The organism is Kitasatospora sp. NPDC023176 (assembly GCF_055560495.1).
On sequence record NZ_JBVHIP010000019.1, the window covers coordinates 149,744 to 168,136 of the forward strand.

14 protein-coding genes are annotated in these 18,393 nt (G+C 74.0%); 9 read left to right on the forward strand and 5 right to left on the reverse strand.

The window, feature by feature from the left end; all coding sequences use genetic code 11:
* Positions 1 to 180: 180 nt before the first annotated feature.
* The gene (locus ACZ3YL_RS24800; protein WP_465659884.1) at positions 181 to 834 is read right to left on the reverse strand and encodes a hypothetical protein; all 654 of its coding nucleotides are present in this window, start codon (positions 832 to 834) and stop codon (positions 181 to 183) included.
* Positions 835 to 1,091: 257 nt separating this feature from the next.
* Here ACZ3YL_RS24800 and ACZ3YL_RS24805 point away from each other — a divergent pair, with 257 nt between their 5' ends.
* From ACZ3YL_RS24805 to ACZ3YL_RS24845, 9 genes are all read left to right on the forward strand, one after another.
* Entirely contained in the window at positions 1,092 to 1,703 is a 612-nt protein-coding gene (locus tag ACZ3YL_RS24805; protein ID WP_465659885.1) for an LmbU family transcriptional regulator, read from the forward strand.
* 268 nt (positions 1,704 to 1,971) lie between these two features.
* Positions 1,972 to 2,763, forward strand: coding sequence for a phytanoyl-CoA dioxygenase family protein (locus ACZ3YL_RS24810; protein WP_188306119.1), 792 nt, complete (start codon positions 1,972 to 1,974; stop codon positions 2,761 to 2,763).
* A gap of 43 nt (positions 2,764 to 2,806) precedes the next feature.
* Positions 2,807 to 4,699 (forward strand): NAD-dependent epimerase/dehydratase family protein, encoded by a 1,893-nt coding sequence (locus tag ACZ3YL_RS24815; RefSeq protein WP_465659886.1) that lies wholly within the window; start codon positions 2,807 to 2,809, stop codon positions 4,697 to 4,699.
* A gap of 154 nt (positions 4,700 to 4,853) precedes the next feature.
* Positions 4,854 to 6,686 carry an asparagine synthase (glutamine-hydrolyzing) gene (asnB, locus tag ACZ3YL_RS24820; protein ID WP_465659887.1) on the forward strand — a complete coding sequence of 611 codons (1,833 nt, stop codon included), beginning with the start codon at positions 4,854 to 4,856 and terminating at the stop codon, positions 6,684 to 6,686.
* 65 nt (positions 6,687 to 6,751) lie between these two features.
* Complete coding sequence (locus tag ACZ3YL_RS24825; RefSeq protein WP_465659888.1) at positions 6,752 to 7,975, forward strand: MFS transporter; 1,224 nt, start codon at positions 6,752 to 6,754, stop codon at positions 7,973 to 7,975.
* A gap of 56 nt (positions 7,976 to 8,031) precedes the next feature.
* A complete protein-coding gene (locus tag ACZ3YL_RS24830; protein WP_465659889.1) occupies positions 8,032 to 9,345 on the forward strand; it encodes a UDP-glucose dehydrogenase family protein in 1,314 nt (437 codons plus the stop codon).
* 258 nt (positions 9,346 to 9,603) lie between these two features.
* Entirely contained in the window at positions 9,604 to 10,272 is a 669-nt protein-coding gene (locus ACZ3YL_RS24835) for a cutinase family protein (RefSeq protein WP_188305796.1), read from the forward strand.
* 139 nt (positions 10,273 to 10,411) lie between these two features.
* A complete protein-coding gene (locus ACZ3YL_RS24840; RefSeq protein WP_465659890.1) occupies positions 10,412 to 12,895 on the forward strand; it encodes a penicillin acylase family protein in 2,484 nt (827 codons plus the stop codon).
* Positions 12,896 to 12,939: 44 nt separating this feature from the next.
* On the forward strand, positions 12,940 to 14,022 hold the full coding sequence (locus tag ACZ3YL_RS24845; protein ID WP_465659891.1) for an alpha/beta hydrolase: 1,083 nt from the start codon (positions 12,940 to 12,942) through the stop codon (positions 14,020 to 14,022).
* Positions 14,023 to 14,082: 60 nt separating this feature from the next.
* On the opposite strand, the gene ACZ3YL_RS24850 is transcribed toward ACZ3YL_RS24845, so the two are convergent.
* The 4 genes from ACZ3YL_RS24850 to ACZ3YL_RS24865 form a co-directional block, all read right to left on the reverse strand.
* Positions 14,083 to 15,153: an AfsR/SARP family transcriptional regulator gene (locus ACZ3YL_RS24850; RefSeq protein ID WP_188305793.1), complete on the reverse strand. Its 1,071-nt coding sequence runs from the start codon at positions 15,151 to 15,153 to the stop codon at positions 14,083 to 14,085.
* Between the two features lie 228 nt (positions 15,154 to 15,381).
* A complete protein-coding gene (locus ACZ3YL_RS24855; protein WP_465659892.1) occupies positions 15,382 to 16,782 on the reverse strand; it encodes a serine/threonine-protein kinase in 1,401 nt (466 codons plus the stop codon).
* 12 nt (positions 16,783 to 16,794) lie between these two features.
* Positions 16,795 to 17,562, reverse strand: a complete 768-nt coding sequence (locus tag ACZ3YL_RS24860) for a serine/threonine protein kinase (RefSeq protein ID WP_188307748.1) — start codon at positions 17,560 to 17,562, stop codon at positions 16,795 to 16,797.
* Positions 17,563 to 17,796: 234 nt separating this feature from the next.
* Positions 17,797 to 18,393, reverse strand: a 597-nt coding sequence (locus ACZ3YL_RS24865; protein ID WP_465659893.1) for a DUF8189 domain-containing protein, incomplete at its 5' end; no start/stop codon positions are given.

Below are 18,393 nucleotides of genomic sequence, written 5' to 3' on the forward strand. Positions count from 1 at the left end.
CTCCGCCGGCGTCCTGACGTCAGCGGTTCGGCGACGAACCGCTTCGTCGGCATGCGCGGACACACCGGCCGGTGTTCACCCGTGTCGGCGCGTCCGCGTTCCGACGTATCGGCCGGTGTTCACGCGTGCCGACGCGTCCGCGCTCCGACGTATCGGCCGGTGTTCACGCGCGTCGACGCGTCAGCGCTCCGCCGCGCCCTCGGCCGGGTCCAGGGCGAACGCGACCATCTCCCGGTAGACCGGGGCCGGTTCGTCGTCGGCCGAGTACCAGTCGCCGGGGCCGGTGCGCTCCTCCCACGCCAACTGCGCGGCGGCGAGCGCGTCCACCAGTTCGGCGGCCAGCCGGCCGGCCTCGAAGAGGTCCTGGTCGGTCGACTGCGAGCTGGCGCCGACGATCTGGCCGCGGATCGCGGCCGAGTGCCCGTAACGGAACCCGCCGCTGCCGCACAGATGGGGGTCGGTCAGGACCGCCTCGCCGTAGTTGCGTCCCAGCCGGCGGTGGCCCGCGGCCTTGGCCGCCGCCCTGGGCAGGAAGCGCCGGGCGTCCTCGCCGACGGTGATCACCGCCATCACCGACCGCGCCTCGGGCACCCACGGCCCGGCCGTCGGGTCCAGCAGGACGAAGCCCATGCTCGCCCGGGGGTACGGGTCGCGCGGCGCGGCGCCGGCGTCGGCGGTGTGGTTGCGCCAGACACTGGCCGCCCGGCGCAGCCCGAGGCCGAGCAGCAGGGCGGCGAACTCCGCGTCGTCGAAGAGGTGCTGGTACGGGTTGTGCCGGTGCTGGGCGCGCACGGTCAGGCCGTGCTCCGAGACGCTCTCCCGGGTGGTGGTCACATCGGCTCCTTCGGCGCAGGGTCGGGGCGGTGCGATTGTGACCACGGTGGCCGGTGGGCCGCCAGGGCCGTCCTCCGGTTCTGACACGGCCATGTCCCGCCGGCGGGACGGCGGGCGGCGCCGCTCCCGCCCCCGGGCGCCGCCCGCCCTATGGCTGGTCTAGACCTTGAAGCGGTGCCGTTCCCTTCCTCACAATGATCGACTGTTGCTGCGACAACGGGGAGGACGGCATGCGAGGGGTGGATCGACCGGACCGTGTGAGGATTCCGGGAAGGCGCGCCGGGAGGGGTTTCGTCCTCTCCCGGGACCAAACCTCGCTCTCCCTCCCGGCCAGAATCCCGATCGACGTGTGGATGAGCATCGGGCAGGATCTCGGGGCCGCCGCGGATTCCGCCACCTGGTGGCTCGGCGACTGGCTCGTCTACGGCCAGGACCGTTATCCGGAGCGCTATCGACGGGCCATCGACGAAACCGCGCTGGATTACCAGACCCTGCGGAACTACGCCTGGATCGCCCGCAAGTTCCCGCCCGGGCGCCGCCGGCCCGCCCTGAGCATGCAGCACCACGCCGAGGTCGCCTCGCTGGACCCGGAGGTCCAGGACGAGTGGCTGGACCGGGCCCAGCAGGGCGGCTGGTCCCGCAACGAACTCCGCCGCCGGATCCGCGCCGCCACCACGCGGGGCGCGAGCACCCGGCCCTTCTCCGTCGAGCTCCGCCTCGCCGTCACCCAGGCCCGCCACGGCCTCTGGGAGGACGCCGCGGACCGCGCCAACTGCGACCTGGCGGCCTGGGTGCTGGCCGTCCTGGACGCCGCCGCCCGCCATGACGCCGAGGACCGCGACCGGATGCGGATCGCCGAGGCCGGCTGACCCCGCCCCGACCGGAGTTCGAGGCCCGGTGGACGACGAACGTTGACCGCGGCGAATTCCCGACGCTGTGATGACCACGGCCGGGGAGCCGACGCGAAATACCGGTGAACAGCCGACCGCCACCGAATCACCGACCGCCACCGAATCACCCGCCACCGAATCACGAACGCGACGGCGGAAAGACCCCGCCGTGCGCCGCCATGTCCGCACGGCCGGCCGCAACGGAATTCCCCCCGGCCCCGGACCGTACACGGGAAAGGATTCAGCCATGACCGTCAGCGCACCCCTCGACCTGGCCACCGCATTCCGGGAGGACGGCTTCGTCTTCGCCGGCACCCTGCTGTCAACCGACGAGACCGAGGCGTACCGGGCGATCTACGACCGGTTCCTCGCCGGCGAGATCGAGAGCGGCGACAAACGCTCCGACCTCGGCTCGCACGTGCCCCGGGCCGAGGGCGCCGAAGCCGGCGTGGAGAACATCACCCAGATCATGTGGCCCTCCGCGCTCCACCCGCCGATCCTCGAACTGCCGCTGCACGAACGCGGGTTGGCCCTGGCTCGGGAGCTGATCGGCGAGGACGCGACGCTCGACTTCGACATGCTGATCCACAAGGCCCCGCGCACCGCTGTGCCGACGCCCTGGCACCAGGACGCCGCCTACTGGATCGACCTGCCGGACACCCGGGCCGTCTCGATCTGGGTCGCCCTCGACGACGCCGGGCCCGACAACGGCTGCATGTGGTACGTCAGGGGCTCGCACACCCGGCCGCTGCGCCCGCACCGCCCCACCAGCGACGGCAGGAACATCGAGTGCGACTGCTCCGAGGACGAGCCCGGGGCCACCGCCGTACCGGTGACGGCCGGGCAGGGCGTCGCGCACTCCGGCAGCACCCTGCACTACTCCCGCGGCAACACCAGCGACCGGGTCCGGCGGGCGTACATCCTCAACTACCGCCCCGCGGCGATGATCCGGCTGGAGCGCGAGCACGGCGCCGACCACGGCCTGAACGTCAACGAGCGCAAGGTCCGCAACGCCGGCGCCGACCGCGCCGACGGCTGACCCGCCCGCACCGATCCTCCACCCCCCACAGCGAGGTAGACCGATGGATGTCAGCAAGGAACCGGCCCAGGTGCGGCTCAGCGGCGCGGTGATGAGCCACCCCAAGCGCGCGGAGGAGGCCCGGCGGCTCGCCGAGGCCGACCCCCGGGGCCGCGTCCGGGTGGTCATGGACCCGGAGCCGGACGGCCGCCCGACCGCCCTCCGGGTGGCACCGCTGTCCTGGTCCTGCGTGGCGCCCGACGCCACCCACCACCTGGTGCTGCAGGACGACGTGGTGCTCGCCGACGGCTTCTACGAGCACGCCGAACGCGCCGCCGCCGCGGCCCCCGGCGAGGCGATCGCCCTCTACGCGGGCTGGGAGGCCCGCAACGGCGCCGTCGCCCGGCTCGCCGCGCTCACCGGCGCCCCCTGGGCCCACACCCTCCAGGAGCACGTGCCCTGCCAGGCGCTGCTGCTCCCCGCCGAGGCCGCCCGCGGCTACGCGGCCTTCCAGCAGGAGCACGGCGGCGGCTGGCCCTACGACGTCGTGGTGCAGCGCTACCTGAACGCCCTCGGCATGCCGGTGCGCTTCTGCACCCCCAGCACGGTGCAGCACGACGACCTGCCCAGCCTGGCCGGCAACACCTACCACGGCTTCCGCCAGGCCACCCTGTTCACCGGCCGGGCCGGCCGCGCGAGCACCGACGGGCCCTGCCCGCGCTTCCCGGTGGTGCCCTTCTACCAGTACGGCGAGGCCCGCTGCGCCGTCCTCCGGGGCACCGAGTGGGAGTACCTGGAGACCGAGCGGCAGCTCGCCCGCACCGGACTGCTGGACGCCTGCCTGACCGCGCTGCGGGAGGCCGGCCCGGACGCCACCGCCGCACTCCCGGACGGCGCCGGCCGGGCCGTGTGGCTGACCGCCTTCGCCCTCGGCACCGTCACCGCCGACGCGCCCGAGCCGGAGCCGCGGGTCGCCGCCGCCGTCATGGAGACCCTCGGCGCGGGCGGCCTGTGCGAGGAGTTCACCGCCGCCGAACTGCTCGCGATGGCCCCCGCGGTGCGCGACCTCGCGCTGACCGCGCTCGCCGCCGGCCGCCGGGCCGGCGCCGACCCGGCCGCCCGCACCCCCCGCCCGGCGCCGCTCGCCCGAGTGGCCGTCACCGGCGGCGACCCGGCCTTCGCCCGGCAACTGGCCCGGCTGCTCGCCGACGCCGGGCACGACGCCGACGCCCCGGCAGGCCACCCGAGCGCCGGGGACCTCGACGGCGTCCGGTCCGTGGTGCACCTGGGCCGCCCCGAGCAGGACGGCCTGCTGGCCGAGGTGCTGGCCGCCGCCGCCAAGGCCGGGGTGGAGCGCCTGGTCTACGCCGGCTCCTCGGCCGTCTACCGGGGCAGCCGCGAACGGACCGTCACCGAGCAGGCCGTGGCCGACGCCCCCGCCGACCCGGTCGCCCTGGCCTGGTGGCGGGAGGAGCAGCGCGCCTGCGCCTGGGGCGCCGACCACGGCGTCCCCGTCCAGGTGCTGCGGCTCGCCGACCCGGTCGGCCCGTACGCGTCGCCGGACAGCCCGCTGGTCCGCTGGGTGAACCTGGCCTGGACCAGGCGCCCGCTCGCCCTCAACCCGCTGGGCCGTCACCAGGTGCTGGACCACCGCGACCTCGCCGACGCGCTGCGCGCCGTCCTGGCCGCCCCGCCCGCGCAGCCGGTGCTCAACGTCGCCTCCGCGGCCTTCGACGAGCAGGAGCTCGCCGGGCTGCTCGCCGACGTCTCCCGCCGCACGCCCTGGGAGTGGGTGCAGAACCCGGCGGTCGACCGCTGGACCATGGCGACCGGGCTGATCGAGGCCGAACTCCACTGGCAGGCCTCGGCCGTGCTCCGCGAGAGCATGCGCGCCCTCGCCCAGTGGTGGGCCTGCGACATCCACGGCGACTACACCGTGCCCGCCCCGCGCGGGTAGCCGGCCCGCCCTCTCCGGCAGCCGCTCCGCTCCGGCAGCCGCTCCGCTCCGCCCTGCCCCGGCCGGCGGCGCCCCGCCCCGCCCGGCGCCGCCGGCCGCCGCCCGCGCGGCACCTGTCACCCGCACACCACCCCCGCACCCCCTGGAGTACCGCATGTCCGCCATAGCCGGCTGGGTCGACTTCTCCCGTGACACCGCGGACGGGCAGGACGTCGTCCGGGCCATGACCACCGCACTGGCCCGGCGCGGGCCGGACGGCGAGGGCCTGTGGAGCTCCGCCCACGCCGCCCTCGGCCACCGCCGCACCGCCCGCGACCCGCACCCGCAGCCGCTCACCGCCCCCGGCGACACCGGCCCGCGGGCCGTCCTCTCCTTCGCCGGCCACCTCACCAACCCGCGCGAGCTGCGCGACCGGCTCACCGCCGCCGGGCACCGCGCCGTCACCGGCGGCGACGCCGAGGCCGTCCTCCAGGCCTACCTGGCCTGGGGCGAGGACTTCGTCACCCGGATCGAGGGCGGCTACGCGCTGGCCCTGTGGGACCCCCGCCGCGAGGAACTGCTGCTGGTCCGCGACCGGATGGGCGTCAAGCCGCTGTTCTACGCGACCACCCCGGACGGCGTGCTGTTCGGCTCCGAGCCCAAGGCCGTCCTCGCCCACCCCGGCTTCCGGCCCGCCCTGGACGCCGACGGCCTGCGGGACATCCTCTCCGTCGCCCGGGTGCCCGGCCACGCGGTCTTCCGGGGCCTGCGCGAGGTGCTGCCCGGCGCGCTGCTGCGCGTCGGCCGCTCCGGTGCGAGCGAGCGGCGCTACTGGCAGCTGCGGGTCGCCGGGCACACCGACGACCTGGACACCACCGTCGACACCGTCCGGGCCCTGCTGGAGGCCGCGGTCGCCCCGCACCTGGACGGCGGGGACCTGCCCTGCTCGCTGCTCTCCGGCGGCCTGGACTCCAGCTCGCTCACCGCCCTGGCCGCCGCCCGGGCCCGCCGCCAGGGCCGCGGCCCGATCCGCTCACTGGCCGTCAACGACCAGGAGCCGGGCGCCGACGGCGCCGCCCAGGGCAACGAGGACCACCACTACGCCCGCCTGATGGCCGAGCACGCCGGCACCGAGCACGGCGAGATCTCGCTCGCCGGCCTGGACCTGCTCGACCCCGCGCTGCGGGCCTCGGTGCTCGGCGCGTACGACATCCCGATCAACAAGGGCGACCAGTACGCCTCGCTGCGGCTGCTGTTCGGCGAGGCGCGTGGGCACGCCGCCGTCGCGCTGTCCGGCGAGTGCGGCGACGACGTCTTCGGCGGCTACAACTGGAACCGGCTGCCCCGGTGGATCGCCGAACCGACCTTCCCCTGGGTGGCGGAGGGCCGCCCGCGCTTCCTGGGCACCGACGTCGTCTTCGACGCCGGGCTGCTCGGCAAGCTCGACCTGGCCGGCTACGAGCGGGACTGCCACCGCGCCGCCGTCGCCGAGATCGCCGCCGCCGACGCGGTGGACGACCCGGTCGAGGCCCGCTACCGCGAAGTCACCTACCTGGCGCACACCCGCCACACCCGGGTGCTGTTCGACCGCCTGGACCGCCTCGGCGCCGACGCCGGGCTCGACATCCGGGTGCCCTTCGCCGACCCCCGGCTGGTCGAGTACACCTTCAACGTCCCCTGGGCGATGAAGGCCTTCGACGGCCGGGAGAAGAGCCTGCTGCGGGCCGCGATGAAGGACCTGCTGCCCGAACCGGTGGCGATGCGGGTCAAGACCCCGTACCCCAACCTGCGCGACGCCGGCTACGACCGGGTGCTGCGGGAGCGGCTGGCCCGGGTCGCGCTGGACCGGGACAGCCCGGTCGCCCCGCTGCTCGCCCCCGGGCTGCGCGCCGCGGTGGCCCGCGACGGCGCGGACGCCCTGGTCGCGGGCGTCGGCCGGGCCGCGCTGGAGACCGCCCTGCAGACCGACGCCTGGCTGCGCGCCTACCGGGTCGAACTCCACCTCTGAGCCGGCCGAGCAGCCCCGACCCCTGAGCACCCCGCCCGCCCCGGCGGACGTCCCGAAGGAGCCCCATGGCCGCGACCCTCGCCGCGCCGCCCGCCCCGCCCGCCCGCCTGTGGACCCGCAACTTCGGGCTCTACTTCACTGCCCGCACCGTGGCGGTGCTGGGCGACACCATGATCCCGGTCGCGACGACCGTGGCGATGCTCGCCCTCGGCTTCGGGGTGGGCGCCGTCGGCGTCGCGCTGGGCGCCTGGATGGGGGCGTTCGCCCTGTTCGTGGTGTTCGGCGGGGTGTTCGCCGACCGCTTCCACCCCCGGCCGCAGATGATCGCCGCGGACGCGCTGCGCTGCGCCGTCCAGGCCGGCCTGGCGGTCTGCCTCTGGCTCGGCCACCCGCCGCTGGGGCTGCTGGTCGCCGGGTCGGTGCTCGGCGGGCTCGCCACCGCGATGTTCCAGCCGGGCCTGACCAGCCTGGTGCCGCAGGTCGCCGCCGACCCGCAGCAGGCCAACGGCGTGCTGCGGGTCAGTCAGGGCGTCGCCACGATGGCCGGTCCGGCGATCGCCGGCACCCTGGTCGCCGTGGTCTCCCCGGCCTCGGTGTTCGCCGCGACGGCCGCCACCTTCGTGCTCAGCGGACTCTGCCTGGCCGCCCTGCGGCTGCCGTCCATCGAGCCCGACCGCACCGCCTCCACCCTGCAGAACCTGCGCGAGGGCTGGACGGCGTTCCGCTCCCGTTCCTGGCTGTGGTCGGTGATCCTGATCTGGTGGGTGCTCGGCGTCTCGGTCTGGGGCCCGATCACCCCGGTCGGCGCGGTCTCCATCATCGGCGCCCACGGCAAGGCGGCCTTCGGCTGGGCGGAGAGCTCCTTCGGTGTCGGCTGCGTGCTCGGCGGCCTGGTCGCGATCCGGCTGCGCCCGGCCCGTCCGCTGTTCGGCGGGGCGCTGGCCATGCTGCTGTTCCCGCTGATGCCGCTGTCCGCCGCCCTGGTGCCGGCGGTGCCGCTGCTGATGCTCGGCTACCTGATCAGCGGCATCGGCTGGGCGTTCTGGGGCGTCCAGTGGGCGACCTCGGTGCAGACCCAAATCCCGGCGGACAAGCTCAACCGGGTCGCCGCGTACGAGATCGCCGGGTCCATCCTGGCCGTCCCGCTCGGCCAGGCGGTCGCCGGGCCGGCCAGCGACCTGGTCGGCGTGCACCGGCTGCTGTTCCTCGGCGCGGCGGTCAGCCTGGGCTGCGTCCTCGCCCTGCTCGCCGTCCGCCCCGTCCGCCGGCTGCCCCGCGTCGACGGCTGACCAGGGCTGCCCCGCACCCCCACACGCAGACCCCCACCAACGACAGGAGACCGTCCATGCCCCACCGCCTGACGGTGATCGGCAGCGGCTACCTCGGCATCACCCACGCCGCCTGCATGGCCGAACTCGGCCACCAGGTCCTCGGACTGGACATCGACGAGGACCGGGTCCGCCGCCTCAACCAGGGTGAACTTCCCATCCACGAAAAGGGGTTGGCGGAACTGCTGGTCCGCAACCTGGCGGCCGGGCGGCTGCGCTTCGGCACCGACCCGAAGGAGGCCGCCGGCTTCGGCGACCTGCACTTCCTCTGCCTCGGCACCCCCCAGCGCAAGGACTCCGGGGCCGCCGACCTCTCCCAACTCGACGCCGCCGTCGACGCGCTGGCCCCGCACCTGGACCGGCCCTGCGTGGTGGTCGGCAAGTCCACCGTCCCGGTCGGCACCACCGAGCGGCTGGCCGCCCGGCTCGCCGCCCTGGCACCCGCCGGGGAGGCCGCCGAACTCGCCTGGAACCCCGAGTTCCTGCGCGAGGGCCACGCCGTACGGGACACCCTGGCCCCCGACCGGATCGTCCTCGGGGTGCGCCCCGGCCGCGCCGAGGCCCTGCTGCGTGACCTCTACGGACCGCTGGGCGACATCCCGACCGTGGTCACCGACTACGCCACCGCGGAACTGGTCAAGGTCGCCGCCAACGCCTTCCTGGCCACCAAGATCTCCTACATCAACGCGATCGCCGAGGTCTGCGAGGCGGCCGGCGCCGACGTGGTCCGGCTGGCCGACGCACTGGGCCACGACGACCGGATCGGCCGGCGCTTCCTCGCCGCCGGGCTGGGCTTCGGCGGCGGCTGCCTGCCCAAGGACATCCGGGCCTTCGTCGCCCGCGCCGAGGAGTTGGGCGTCGGCGAGTCCCTGGAGTTCCTGCGCCAGGTCGACGCCGTCAACCTGCGCCGCCGCACCCGGGCCGTCGACCACGCCCGCGAACTCGCCGGCGGCTCCTTCACCGGCCGCAAGGTCGCCGTGCTCGGCGCCGCCTTCAAGCCCGAGTCCGACGACATCCGCGACTCGCCCGCTCTCGACGTCGCCACCGCGATCGCCCGCGCGGGCGGCCAGGTCTCGGTCTACGACCCGGCGGCCCTCGACAACGCCCGCAAGGCCCGCCCCGACCTCGGCTACGCCACCTCCGCCACCGACGCCGCCCACGGCGCCCACGTCGTGCTGCTGCTCACCGAGTGGCGCGAGTTCGTCGACCTCGACCCCACCGCCCTGGGCCGCCTGGTCGCCACCCGCGCCATCGTCGACGCCCGCAACGTCCTGGACCCCCACACCTGGCGCACCGCCGGCTGGACCTACCGCTCCCTCGGCCGCCGCTGACCGCACCCGGAACACGGATCACAGGCGACCGGAGCGACTCCTGGGCGAGTCGGGCGAGTCGGGTGAGTCGGGCGAGTGGGGTGAGTGGGGTGAGTGGGGCGCGCTGGTGCCGGGTGGCCGGGGCGGGCGGCGGCCGGGGCCGGAGAGGGGACTTCATCGGGATGTCATCGGTCGCTGCGACGGTCATCGGGTGACCTCGGTCGACCGCGTACCGCGTCGGACAGCGGACGGGTGGGCCAACTGCCTTGGGAGGATTGAATGCGAGCACGAAAGATGGTGGCCGCGGCAGCCGGACTCCTGCTGACCGTCGGGCTGACGGCGGCGCAGGGGGCGGCGGCGCAGGCGGCCACCGAACGCGTGGCGGCCCCGTGCGACGGCACCTACACGATCGTCGTCGGGGGCACCGGCAGCTCGTGGAACAACGACGGCTTCACCGGCAACATCCAGCAGCACGTCGGCTACCCCACCCAGATCCCCAACGGGGCGAGCACCCGGGCGGGCGTCAACGAGCTGAACCGGCTGGTCCGTGACCAGCGCGCCGCCTGTCCGGACCAGCACGTCAAGATGGCCGGGTACTCCCTGGGGGCCGGCGTGGTGCACGTCTGGGTCACCGAGAACTGGCAGAGCTTCGGCAACGTCAACGCCATCCTGATCGCGGACCCCAAGCGCCAGGGCCCGCCCGGCGCCAACGGCGGGGCGGTGCCGTTCGGCGGCATCATCGGCGCCCCGCTCGCCGGTGCCGACAAGTTCTTCGGCAACATCCCGGTCAAGACGATCTGCCACTGGGACTACGTCTGCGACGAGTCCGCCGGCATCTGGACCTACCCGTACAACCACATCCACAACTACCCCGAAGACTTCAACATGGATCACCACAACGACAGCGCCAACGAGGTCTGGTACAACGGCGCCTGGTACCCCGCGTAACCACGGTGCGCTCGTCGGCCACCGCCCGGCCGACGAGCGCCCCCCCGGGCGGGCGACCGCTTCATCGGGTTGTCATCGGCCCTCCCTAGCCTGGCCGCGTTCAGTCAAACGCCCGGACCGACAGGGGAAGGACGGCCCGATGGCACGGAGGAAACACCGGAAGAGGCTGCCGGTCGCGGTCATGGCCGCGATGGCACTGATGGGCACCATGGCGGCGGTCGGGGCACCGGCCGCCACCGCCACCGCCGCATCGGGGCCGGACAAGCCGACGATCCGTTACACCGAGTACGGCATCCCGCACATCATCGCCTCGACCCTCGGGGGGATCGGCGAGGGCTACGGGTACGCCGCGGCCAAGGACAACATCTGCACCCTGGCCGACACCTACCTGATGGTCAACGCCCAGCGGTCCCGCTACCTGGGGCCCGACGGCAGGACGAGCCCCGGCCAGAACCAGAACACCACCACCAACCTCAACAGCGACCTGTACTTCCAGCGGATCAACGACAACCAGGTGGTGGAGCGGCTGCTCGCCCAGCCCGCCCCCAACGGGCCGGAGCCGGAGGTCAAGGAGGCCATCAGCGGCTACGTCCAGGGGTACAACCGGTACCTGGCCGAGACCGGTGTGAACAACATCTCCGACCCGGCCTGCCGCGGTGCGGCCTGGGTGCGGCCGATCACGGAGCTGGACGTCTACCGGCACGCCCACGCCGAGATCATCATGGGCGTCGCCGACCCGCTGCTGGACGGCGAGGTGAACGCCACGCCCCCGGGGGCCTCGGCCGCCGCCGCGCCGGCCGCCGCGCCGGCCGCCCCGGCGGCCTCCCCGGAGGAGACCGCGGCGAAGATCAGCGAGGCCATCGCCGCCAGCCATCAGCAGGGCGCCATGGGCAGCAACGCCCTGGCGGTCGGCTCGCAGGGGGTGTCCCCGGGCACCGGCACCAGCATGCTGCTGGCCAACCCGCACTTCCCGTGGCAGGGCAAGAACCGGATGTGGCAGAGCCAGCTGACCATCCCGGGCAAGTTCAACGTCTCCGGGGCCAGCCTGCTCGGACTCCCCGCGGTGAACATCGGCCACACCGACGACGTCGCCTGGAGCCACACGGTCGCCACGGTGGCCCCGTTCGGGCTGTTCGACGTACAGGTGGACCCGCTGCACCCGACCAACTACCTGGTGGACGGCGTCTGGACGCCGATGACCTCCCAGCAGGTCGGCGTCGACGTGCGGAACCCGGACGGCTCCATCGGCCGGGTCACCAGGACGCTCTGGTCCACCCGCTACGGCCCCATCACCACCGCGATGCAGGGCTACCCGCTGCCCTGGGTGGTGAGCGCCCACGCCGTGCGCGACGCCAACATGGACAACCTTCGGGCCCTGAACACCTGGTTCCACCTGGACCGGGCCAAGGACGTCAACGACGTGGTGAACGCCCTGGAGACCACCGAGGGCGTGCCCTTCTTCAACACCGTCGCCACCGACCGCAAGGGCAACGCGCTGTACGCGGACATCCAGGCCGCCCCGAACATCACCGACGAGCACGCCCAGTCCTGCCTCACCCTGACCGGCCAGGCGCTGTTCAACCAGGTACTGCGGCTGCCCAACGTGCCGCCGATCTCCATCTTCGACGGCAAACGCAGCGAGTGCGACTGGCCGAACGACCCGAACGCCGTCGCGCCGGGCCTGCTCGACCCGCACAAGCAGCCGCGGCTGATCCGGTCCGACTTCGTGGGCAACGCCAACGACAGCGCCTGGCTGGCCAATCCGGACCAGCCGCTGGCCTTCCCCCGGGTGATGGGCGACAGCGCGACGCCCCGGACGCTGCGCACCCAGGAACTGATCCAGACCGCGCGGAACCGGATCGACGGCAATGACGGCCTGCCCGGCCGGGGCTTCACCCCGGAGAACATGCGGCAGTTGCTGTTCGCCGACAACGGCAGGGCGGCCGACCTGGGCCTCAACGCCACGGTGAGCGCCTGCCAGGGCGCGCCGTTCGGGCTCGTCCTGGTGGACGGAAACCTGGTCAACATCAGCGAGGCCTGCCCGATCCTGGCCGCCTGGAACCACAAGTTCAGTGCGGACAGCCGGGGTTCACTGCTGTTCGAGAACTTCTGGTACCTCCTGGGCAACGGGCAGGCGATCGAGAAACTGCCGTGGAAGGTCCCGTTCGACCCCAAGGACCCGGTGCACACGCCCAATTCGCTGGACGCCGGGAACGACGCCGTCCGCAACTCGCTGGCCCGGGCCGTCCTGGCGCTGCGCAACGCGGGCATCCCGTTGAACGCGCCGCTGTCGGACTCCCAGAAGATCACCCGCAACGGCGAGCAGATCCCGATCCACGGGTCGATCCACGAACTGGGCGTGCTGAACGTGGTCACGTTCGGCACGGTCGACGGCAAGCCGGACGTCACCTTCGGCTCCAGCTTCATCCAGCAGACGAGCTTCACCGCCGACGGCCCGCCGCAATCCGCCTCGCTGTTGACCTACTCCCAGTCGGCCAACCCGAACTCGCCGCACTTCTCGGACCAGACCAAGCTGTTCTCGGCCGGCCAGTGGGTGACCGAGCGGTACACCGAGGACCAGATCGCGGCCTCACCGGCCCTGGAGACCAAGGTGCTGGACTGATGGCCCCACGCCGCGCAACCACGACACCCACGAGGGGGAACACCGTGACGAGTCCATGGAGTCGATGGCGCACGGTGGTGGCCCTGCTGGCCGCCGTCGTGGCGACGGCCACGACGGCGGGTACGGCACGGGCCGCCGGCGGCACCGGGGCGCCGCCGCCGATGGCGGACAGGTTCGGCCTGACCCAGGTCGAACCGGCTGTGGGCGGACCGACCGACTTCTACCTCACCGTGACCACGCCCGAGGTCACCGGCAAGCACCACATCAAGATCATCCTGCCGAGCGGCTACTACGACGACCCGGCCAGGCGCTACCCCGTGCTGTACTTCCTGCACGGTTCGCCCGACGACCCCGTCCAGCAGAACTACCCGGCGCTGACCAGCTCGAACGCGATGATCACCGTCATCCCGGACGGCGGCGCCCGGGGCTGGTACACCAACTGGCTGAACCAGAACACCCAGCTCGGCGCCCAGAACTGGGAGAACTTCCACCTCGACCAGGTGATCCCGTTCATCGACGCGAACCTGCGGACCGTCGCCACCAAGAAGGGCCGGGCCGTCGCCGGCGTCTCCATGGGCGGTTTCGGGGCCCTCCACTACGCCCAGGACCGCCCCGAACTGTTCAGCCAGACCGCGTCCCTGTCCGGAGACATCGACCTGTCGGCCGACTCGATGGACCTGCGGCTGGCCGTCGTCGCCTCCCTCATCGACGCGCAGGGCGCGCTCTGCGGCTCGGCCTCCGGATTCTGCGGCGACCCGGGCAACGACCCGTACAAGCCCGGCGTGGACAGCGACGCCCTGTTCGGCACGCCCTACCCGGTGTTCAACGCGGACTGGCGGTGGAACGCCGCCGACCCGTCGCAGCACATGGACAAGCTCGCCGGAGTCGGCGTCTCCGTCTACGTGGGCAACGGCCGCGGCGTGCCCACCGACCTGGAGTTCTGGCTCGAAGGCGCCTCCAAGCACGTCAAGGACCACATGGACGCCCTGGGCATGCCCTACTACTACGTCGACTACGGCGACGGCTCCACCTGGGGCACCCGGTGCAACGGCGGCCACAACGGCGGCTGTTGGGAACAGGACCTCAGGGATCTGATCCCCCGGCTGGAGCGGGCCTTCGCCTCCTGACCACGACACCCCGGCGACCGTGACACCCCAGTGACCGTGACACCCCCGCCGGCCTGGGCCTCACCGTGCGACCGCGGTGAGGCCCAGGCCGGCCTCGTCCCCGCGCAGGATCATCTGGTACGTCCGCCGCAGCATCCGGCTCGGCGGCACCCCCAGGTCGTCGGCCAGCCGGCGGCGGGCCCGGTCGAACACCGCCAAGGCATCGGCCTGCCGACCGCACCGGTACAGCGCGCCCATCAGCAGCGCGGCCACCGGCTCGTTCAGGGGGTGCTCCGCGGACAGGGCGAACAGCTCGGCGATCGCCCCGGCGTACTGACCCAGCTGCAGCTGCCATTCCGCCTTCCGCTGCGCGACGGCGATCCGGCGCTCGGCGAGCCGCAACCGCTCCAGCTCGGCGAGCGGGCCGGGCAGGCCGGCCAGCAGCTCCCCGCGGAACAGGTCCAGCGCCTGGGCACAGAGGCGGACCGCCTCGGCCGGGTCGCCCGCCCGATGGGCCGTGCCGGCGTCGGTGACCAGACCCTCCATCCGCACCAGGTCCACCTCGGCCGCGCCGGAGACCAGCCGGTAGCCGCACCGATCGCGCTCGATCACCGACTCCGGGCTGTCCCCGATGCGCAGGGTCTTGCGCAGCCGGTAGATGTGGACCGGCACCACGTTGGTGACCGGCGGCTCCAACCCCCAGACACCGTCCAGCAGTTCCTGCTGACTGACGGTCCGCCCCGCGCGCAGCGCCAGCGCCGCCAGCACGGCCTGCTGGCGCAGGTGCCCCAGGTCGAGCGGCCGCCCGTCCTGCCAGGCCCGCAGCGGTCCGAGCAGGGAGATCTGCACCTTCGGCCCGGCGCCCCGCCGGGCGGTGTGCTGCGGCACCGGGCCTCCCACCCGGGTGCGGGGGCCGCGGCCGGGGGAGACCAGCCCGCAGTCGAAGGCGTGGACGATGGCGGCGGCCCGGTCGCGCAGCCCCAGCTTCCCGAGGATCCGCGCGAGCTGTCCGGCCACGGCGTCCTCGGCGATGGCGAGGGCGGCGGCGATCTCGTCGTCCCGCAGGCCGCAGCCGACCGCGCGGAGCACCTCGCGCTCCTGGGGCCCGAGCACGGCGGTGCTCGGCCGGCGGGTGGTGGCGGTCGTCGGCATTGCTGCTCCCTGGACTCCGGGCCGGCCGGTCCGGCGGACGCGGTCGACGGTAGTGACGGGGGCTCAGGGCACGGAATCCGGAACGATCCGGAGGCGCGCGGACGACGGTCCGCGCCACGGGCACCAGGTCACGCGCGCCTGGTCAGGGGGCGGGGCCCGGTCAGGGGTACCTGTCAGCGGTGCCTGGTCACGCGGCCCGGTCCGGGCTACCCGGTCCGGGCTACCTGGTCAGGGGCAGCCGACCAGGCCGGGCCGGTCCTTGGTGCGGACGGCGGGGAGCCAGGCGGTGGCGGGGCCGGGGAGGCGGATCCGGTACCAGAGGGTGGAGGCGCGGTCCTCCTCGTCGATGATCGGGAGGCCGGAGGTGAGTTGGCAGTCGGCGTCGAGGACGTCGTCGTGCCAGACGCGGGTGGGGATGACGTTGTCGGCGGTGTACGGGCGCAGCGGGTCGACGGCGAGGCCGAGGCTGCACTGGGGGTCGCGGTCGGCGCGGTCCTGGCAGCTGCGTTCGGCGTTGAACACCTTGATGTGAGCCGCGCGTTCGGTCGCCAGTCCGGCCGGCTGCCGGGCCGGAGCGGGGTGCGGCCAGAGCACGGTGGCGGTGGCGGTCACGGCGGCCGTGACGCAGGCGGCGAGGACCAGCAGGGCGGTGCGCGGTCGTGGGCGGCGGCCCGGGCGGTGGGCGCGGATCCGGGCGAGCAGGCTCTCGGCGGTGTGCGGGGCGCGGGCGGCGTGGGTGGGGGCGAGGCAGTCGGCGGCGAGGGCGCGCCAGAACGGTGGGACGACCGGGGCCAGCCGCAGGGCCGCGCGGCCCTCGGCGTACTGCTGGGCGGCGGCGCTGCGGGCGGTGGGGGTCGCGCCGGGGAAGGGCGGGACGCCGGCGGCGAACACCTCGTGGATCACGATGCCGAGCGCCCAGATGTCGGCGGTGGTCCGGATCTTGACGCCGTCCGCGCCGAGCGGCGCGTTCCAGCGTTCCGGCGGGAGGTAATCGGGGGTGCCCATGGGGGCGGAGTGGCCGTGGGTGCCGGTGAGTTCGATGGCGAGGCCGAAGTCGGAGAGGCGGACCTCGCCGTTCCGGCCGATCAGGACGTTCTCGGGCTTGAGGTCGGTGTGGACCCAGCCGGAGCGGTGCAGATGGGCCAGTCCCTCGCAGATGCCGGCGATGATCCGGGCGCCCTGGGCCTCGTCGACGCCGGTGGCGAGCAGGTCGCGCAGGGTGCACCGGGCTCGTTCCATCACCAGGACGATGGCGCCGTCGAGCGCGGGGTGGTCGGGGGCGGCCAGGACGAGGGTGTCGAGCAGGCGGACCAGCCGGGGGTGCGGCGCGGTGCGGCCCAACTCGGCCTCACGGCGGGCGGCTTCGGTGACCTGACGGGCCTGGCGGGGGGCGAGTCCGGCGGTCGGCAGCACCTTGAGGGCGACCGTGCCGTCCTCGCCGTCCGGGCCGTCCGGGCCGTCCTTGCCGTCCGGGCCGTCCGTGCCGGTCGTCCCGTCGCCTCGGCGGGCGGCGTAGACCGTCGCCCAGCCGCCTTCGCCGATCGGCTCGGTGACGGTCCAGTCGCCGACCCGGTGGCCGGGTGGCAGCAGGTCCTCACCGTCCCCGTGGCAGGACGGGTCGTGCACCATCGAAGCCCCCTCCTACCGTCCGGGTTCGGCGGCTTCGGGGCGCGGCAGCAGCGCGAGGTGCTCCTCGCGGACGATGCCGAACTTCAGCGCGAGCCCGACGACGGCCTCGCGCTTGCCGTTGCGCCGGTCCGCGCGGCCCGCGCCGTCGGGCAGGTCGATGCGGAGCTTCTCGTCGGCGAGGTAGTCGAGGTGCGAGCTGACCGCGCGGGCGGTGAGCCGGGTGCAGGCGGGGTGGAGGCGCAGCCGCTCGACCACCTGGGGGGTGGTGGGCACGGCGGCGGGGGAGCGGTCGCGCAGCCACGGCTCGCAGAGCGCGACCAGGACCAGGAAGTAGGTGGCGGTCTCGTCCAGCGAGTAGGCCGTCATGGTGCGGCTCTCCCAGGAGCCGCGGCCGAGCGCGTGGGCGTCCAGGTAGACGTGGTCGGGCGCGAACACCTGGAAGGACAGCGGCGTTTCCCGTCGCGAGGGCAGCACCACCCGGGAGAACTCGAACGGGATCGGCGCCCCGATCCGCCGCGGCGGCACCCGCAGGTACTCGCCGGCGCCCTCCGGGTTCTCCACCAGGTAGGCGTGGGTGTCGCTGAGGTTGCTCAACTGCCAGTGGTCGTCGGTCGCGTGGATCTCGCCGGCGAGCCGGGAGACCGTCTCGTCGCCGAGCCGGAGCTCGACCGGCGTACGGGCGGAGCCGCGGCCGAAGCGCGCCCGCTCCCCCGGACCAAGCCGCAGGGTCACCGCGTCGTCGCCGTTCCCCGCCGGCAGGTGGACGAGAATCCCGCTCACCGTTCCTCCGTCCCGCGCACTGCTCCCCCGTTGCCGCGTTCCGTCTGCCGGTGGTGGCCAGACGGACCAACGTTACCTCCTTGAGCATGACAATAAACCGTATGGTGGTGCACGCCACGTGACGGGGGAGGTCGGAGAGTCGGGGGAGGGGCGGACGGGGTGAACGGCCGGCGGGCGGGGGCACTCGCGCTCCCGCCCGCCGGCCGCGGACCCGGTCGTGCTTCGGACGGACCGTCAGGGCACGGCGGGTCCGGCGGTGGTGTTGAGCCAGGCCCAGTCGGACCAGGTGGAGAATCCGGTCTGCCACTTGTGGTAGACGCCGGCGCTGCTGGTGCCGAACACCTCGATCCGGCCGTCGGCGTTGGTCGCCGCGACCACCTCGGTGCCGGCGCCGCCAAAGGTCTCCCACTGGCCGTACGGCGCGTTGACGCCGGTCTGCCAGAGGTGCTGCGCGGTGCCGGCGTTCATGGCGAACACCTCCACCCGGCCGTCCGGCGAACGCTCACTGGTCAGTTGGGAGTCGGCGGGTCCGCCGGCGGCTTCCCAGTCGGACCAGGTGGTGGGGTTGGTCTGGTACTTGTGGTAGACGCCGGTGGGGCCGGAGGCGAAGACTTCGAGGCGGCCGTCCTGGTTGTGGTCGACGGTGAGGTCGTGGCCGCCGCCGCCGAAGGTCTCCCAGGTGGACCAGGCGCCGCTGACGGCGGTCTGCCACTGGTGCTGGAAGGTGGTGGCGTTCAGGGCGAAGACCTCGAGTCGGCCGTCGGGGGCCTTGCCGAGTCCGATCTCGCTGTTGGCGGGGCCGCCGCCGGTGGACTCCCAGTCCGACCAGCC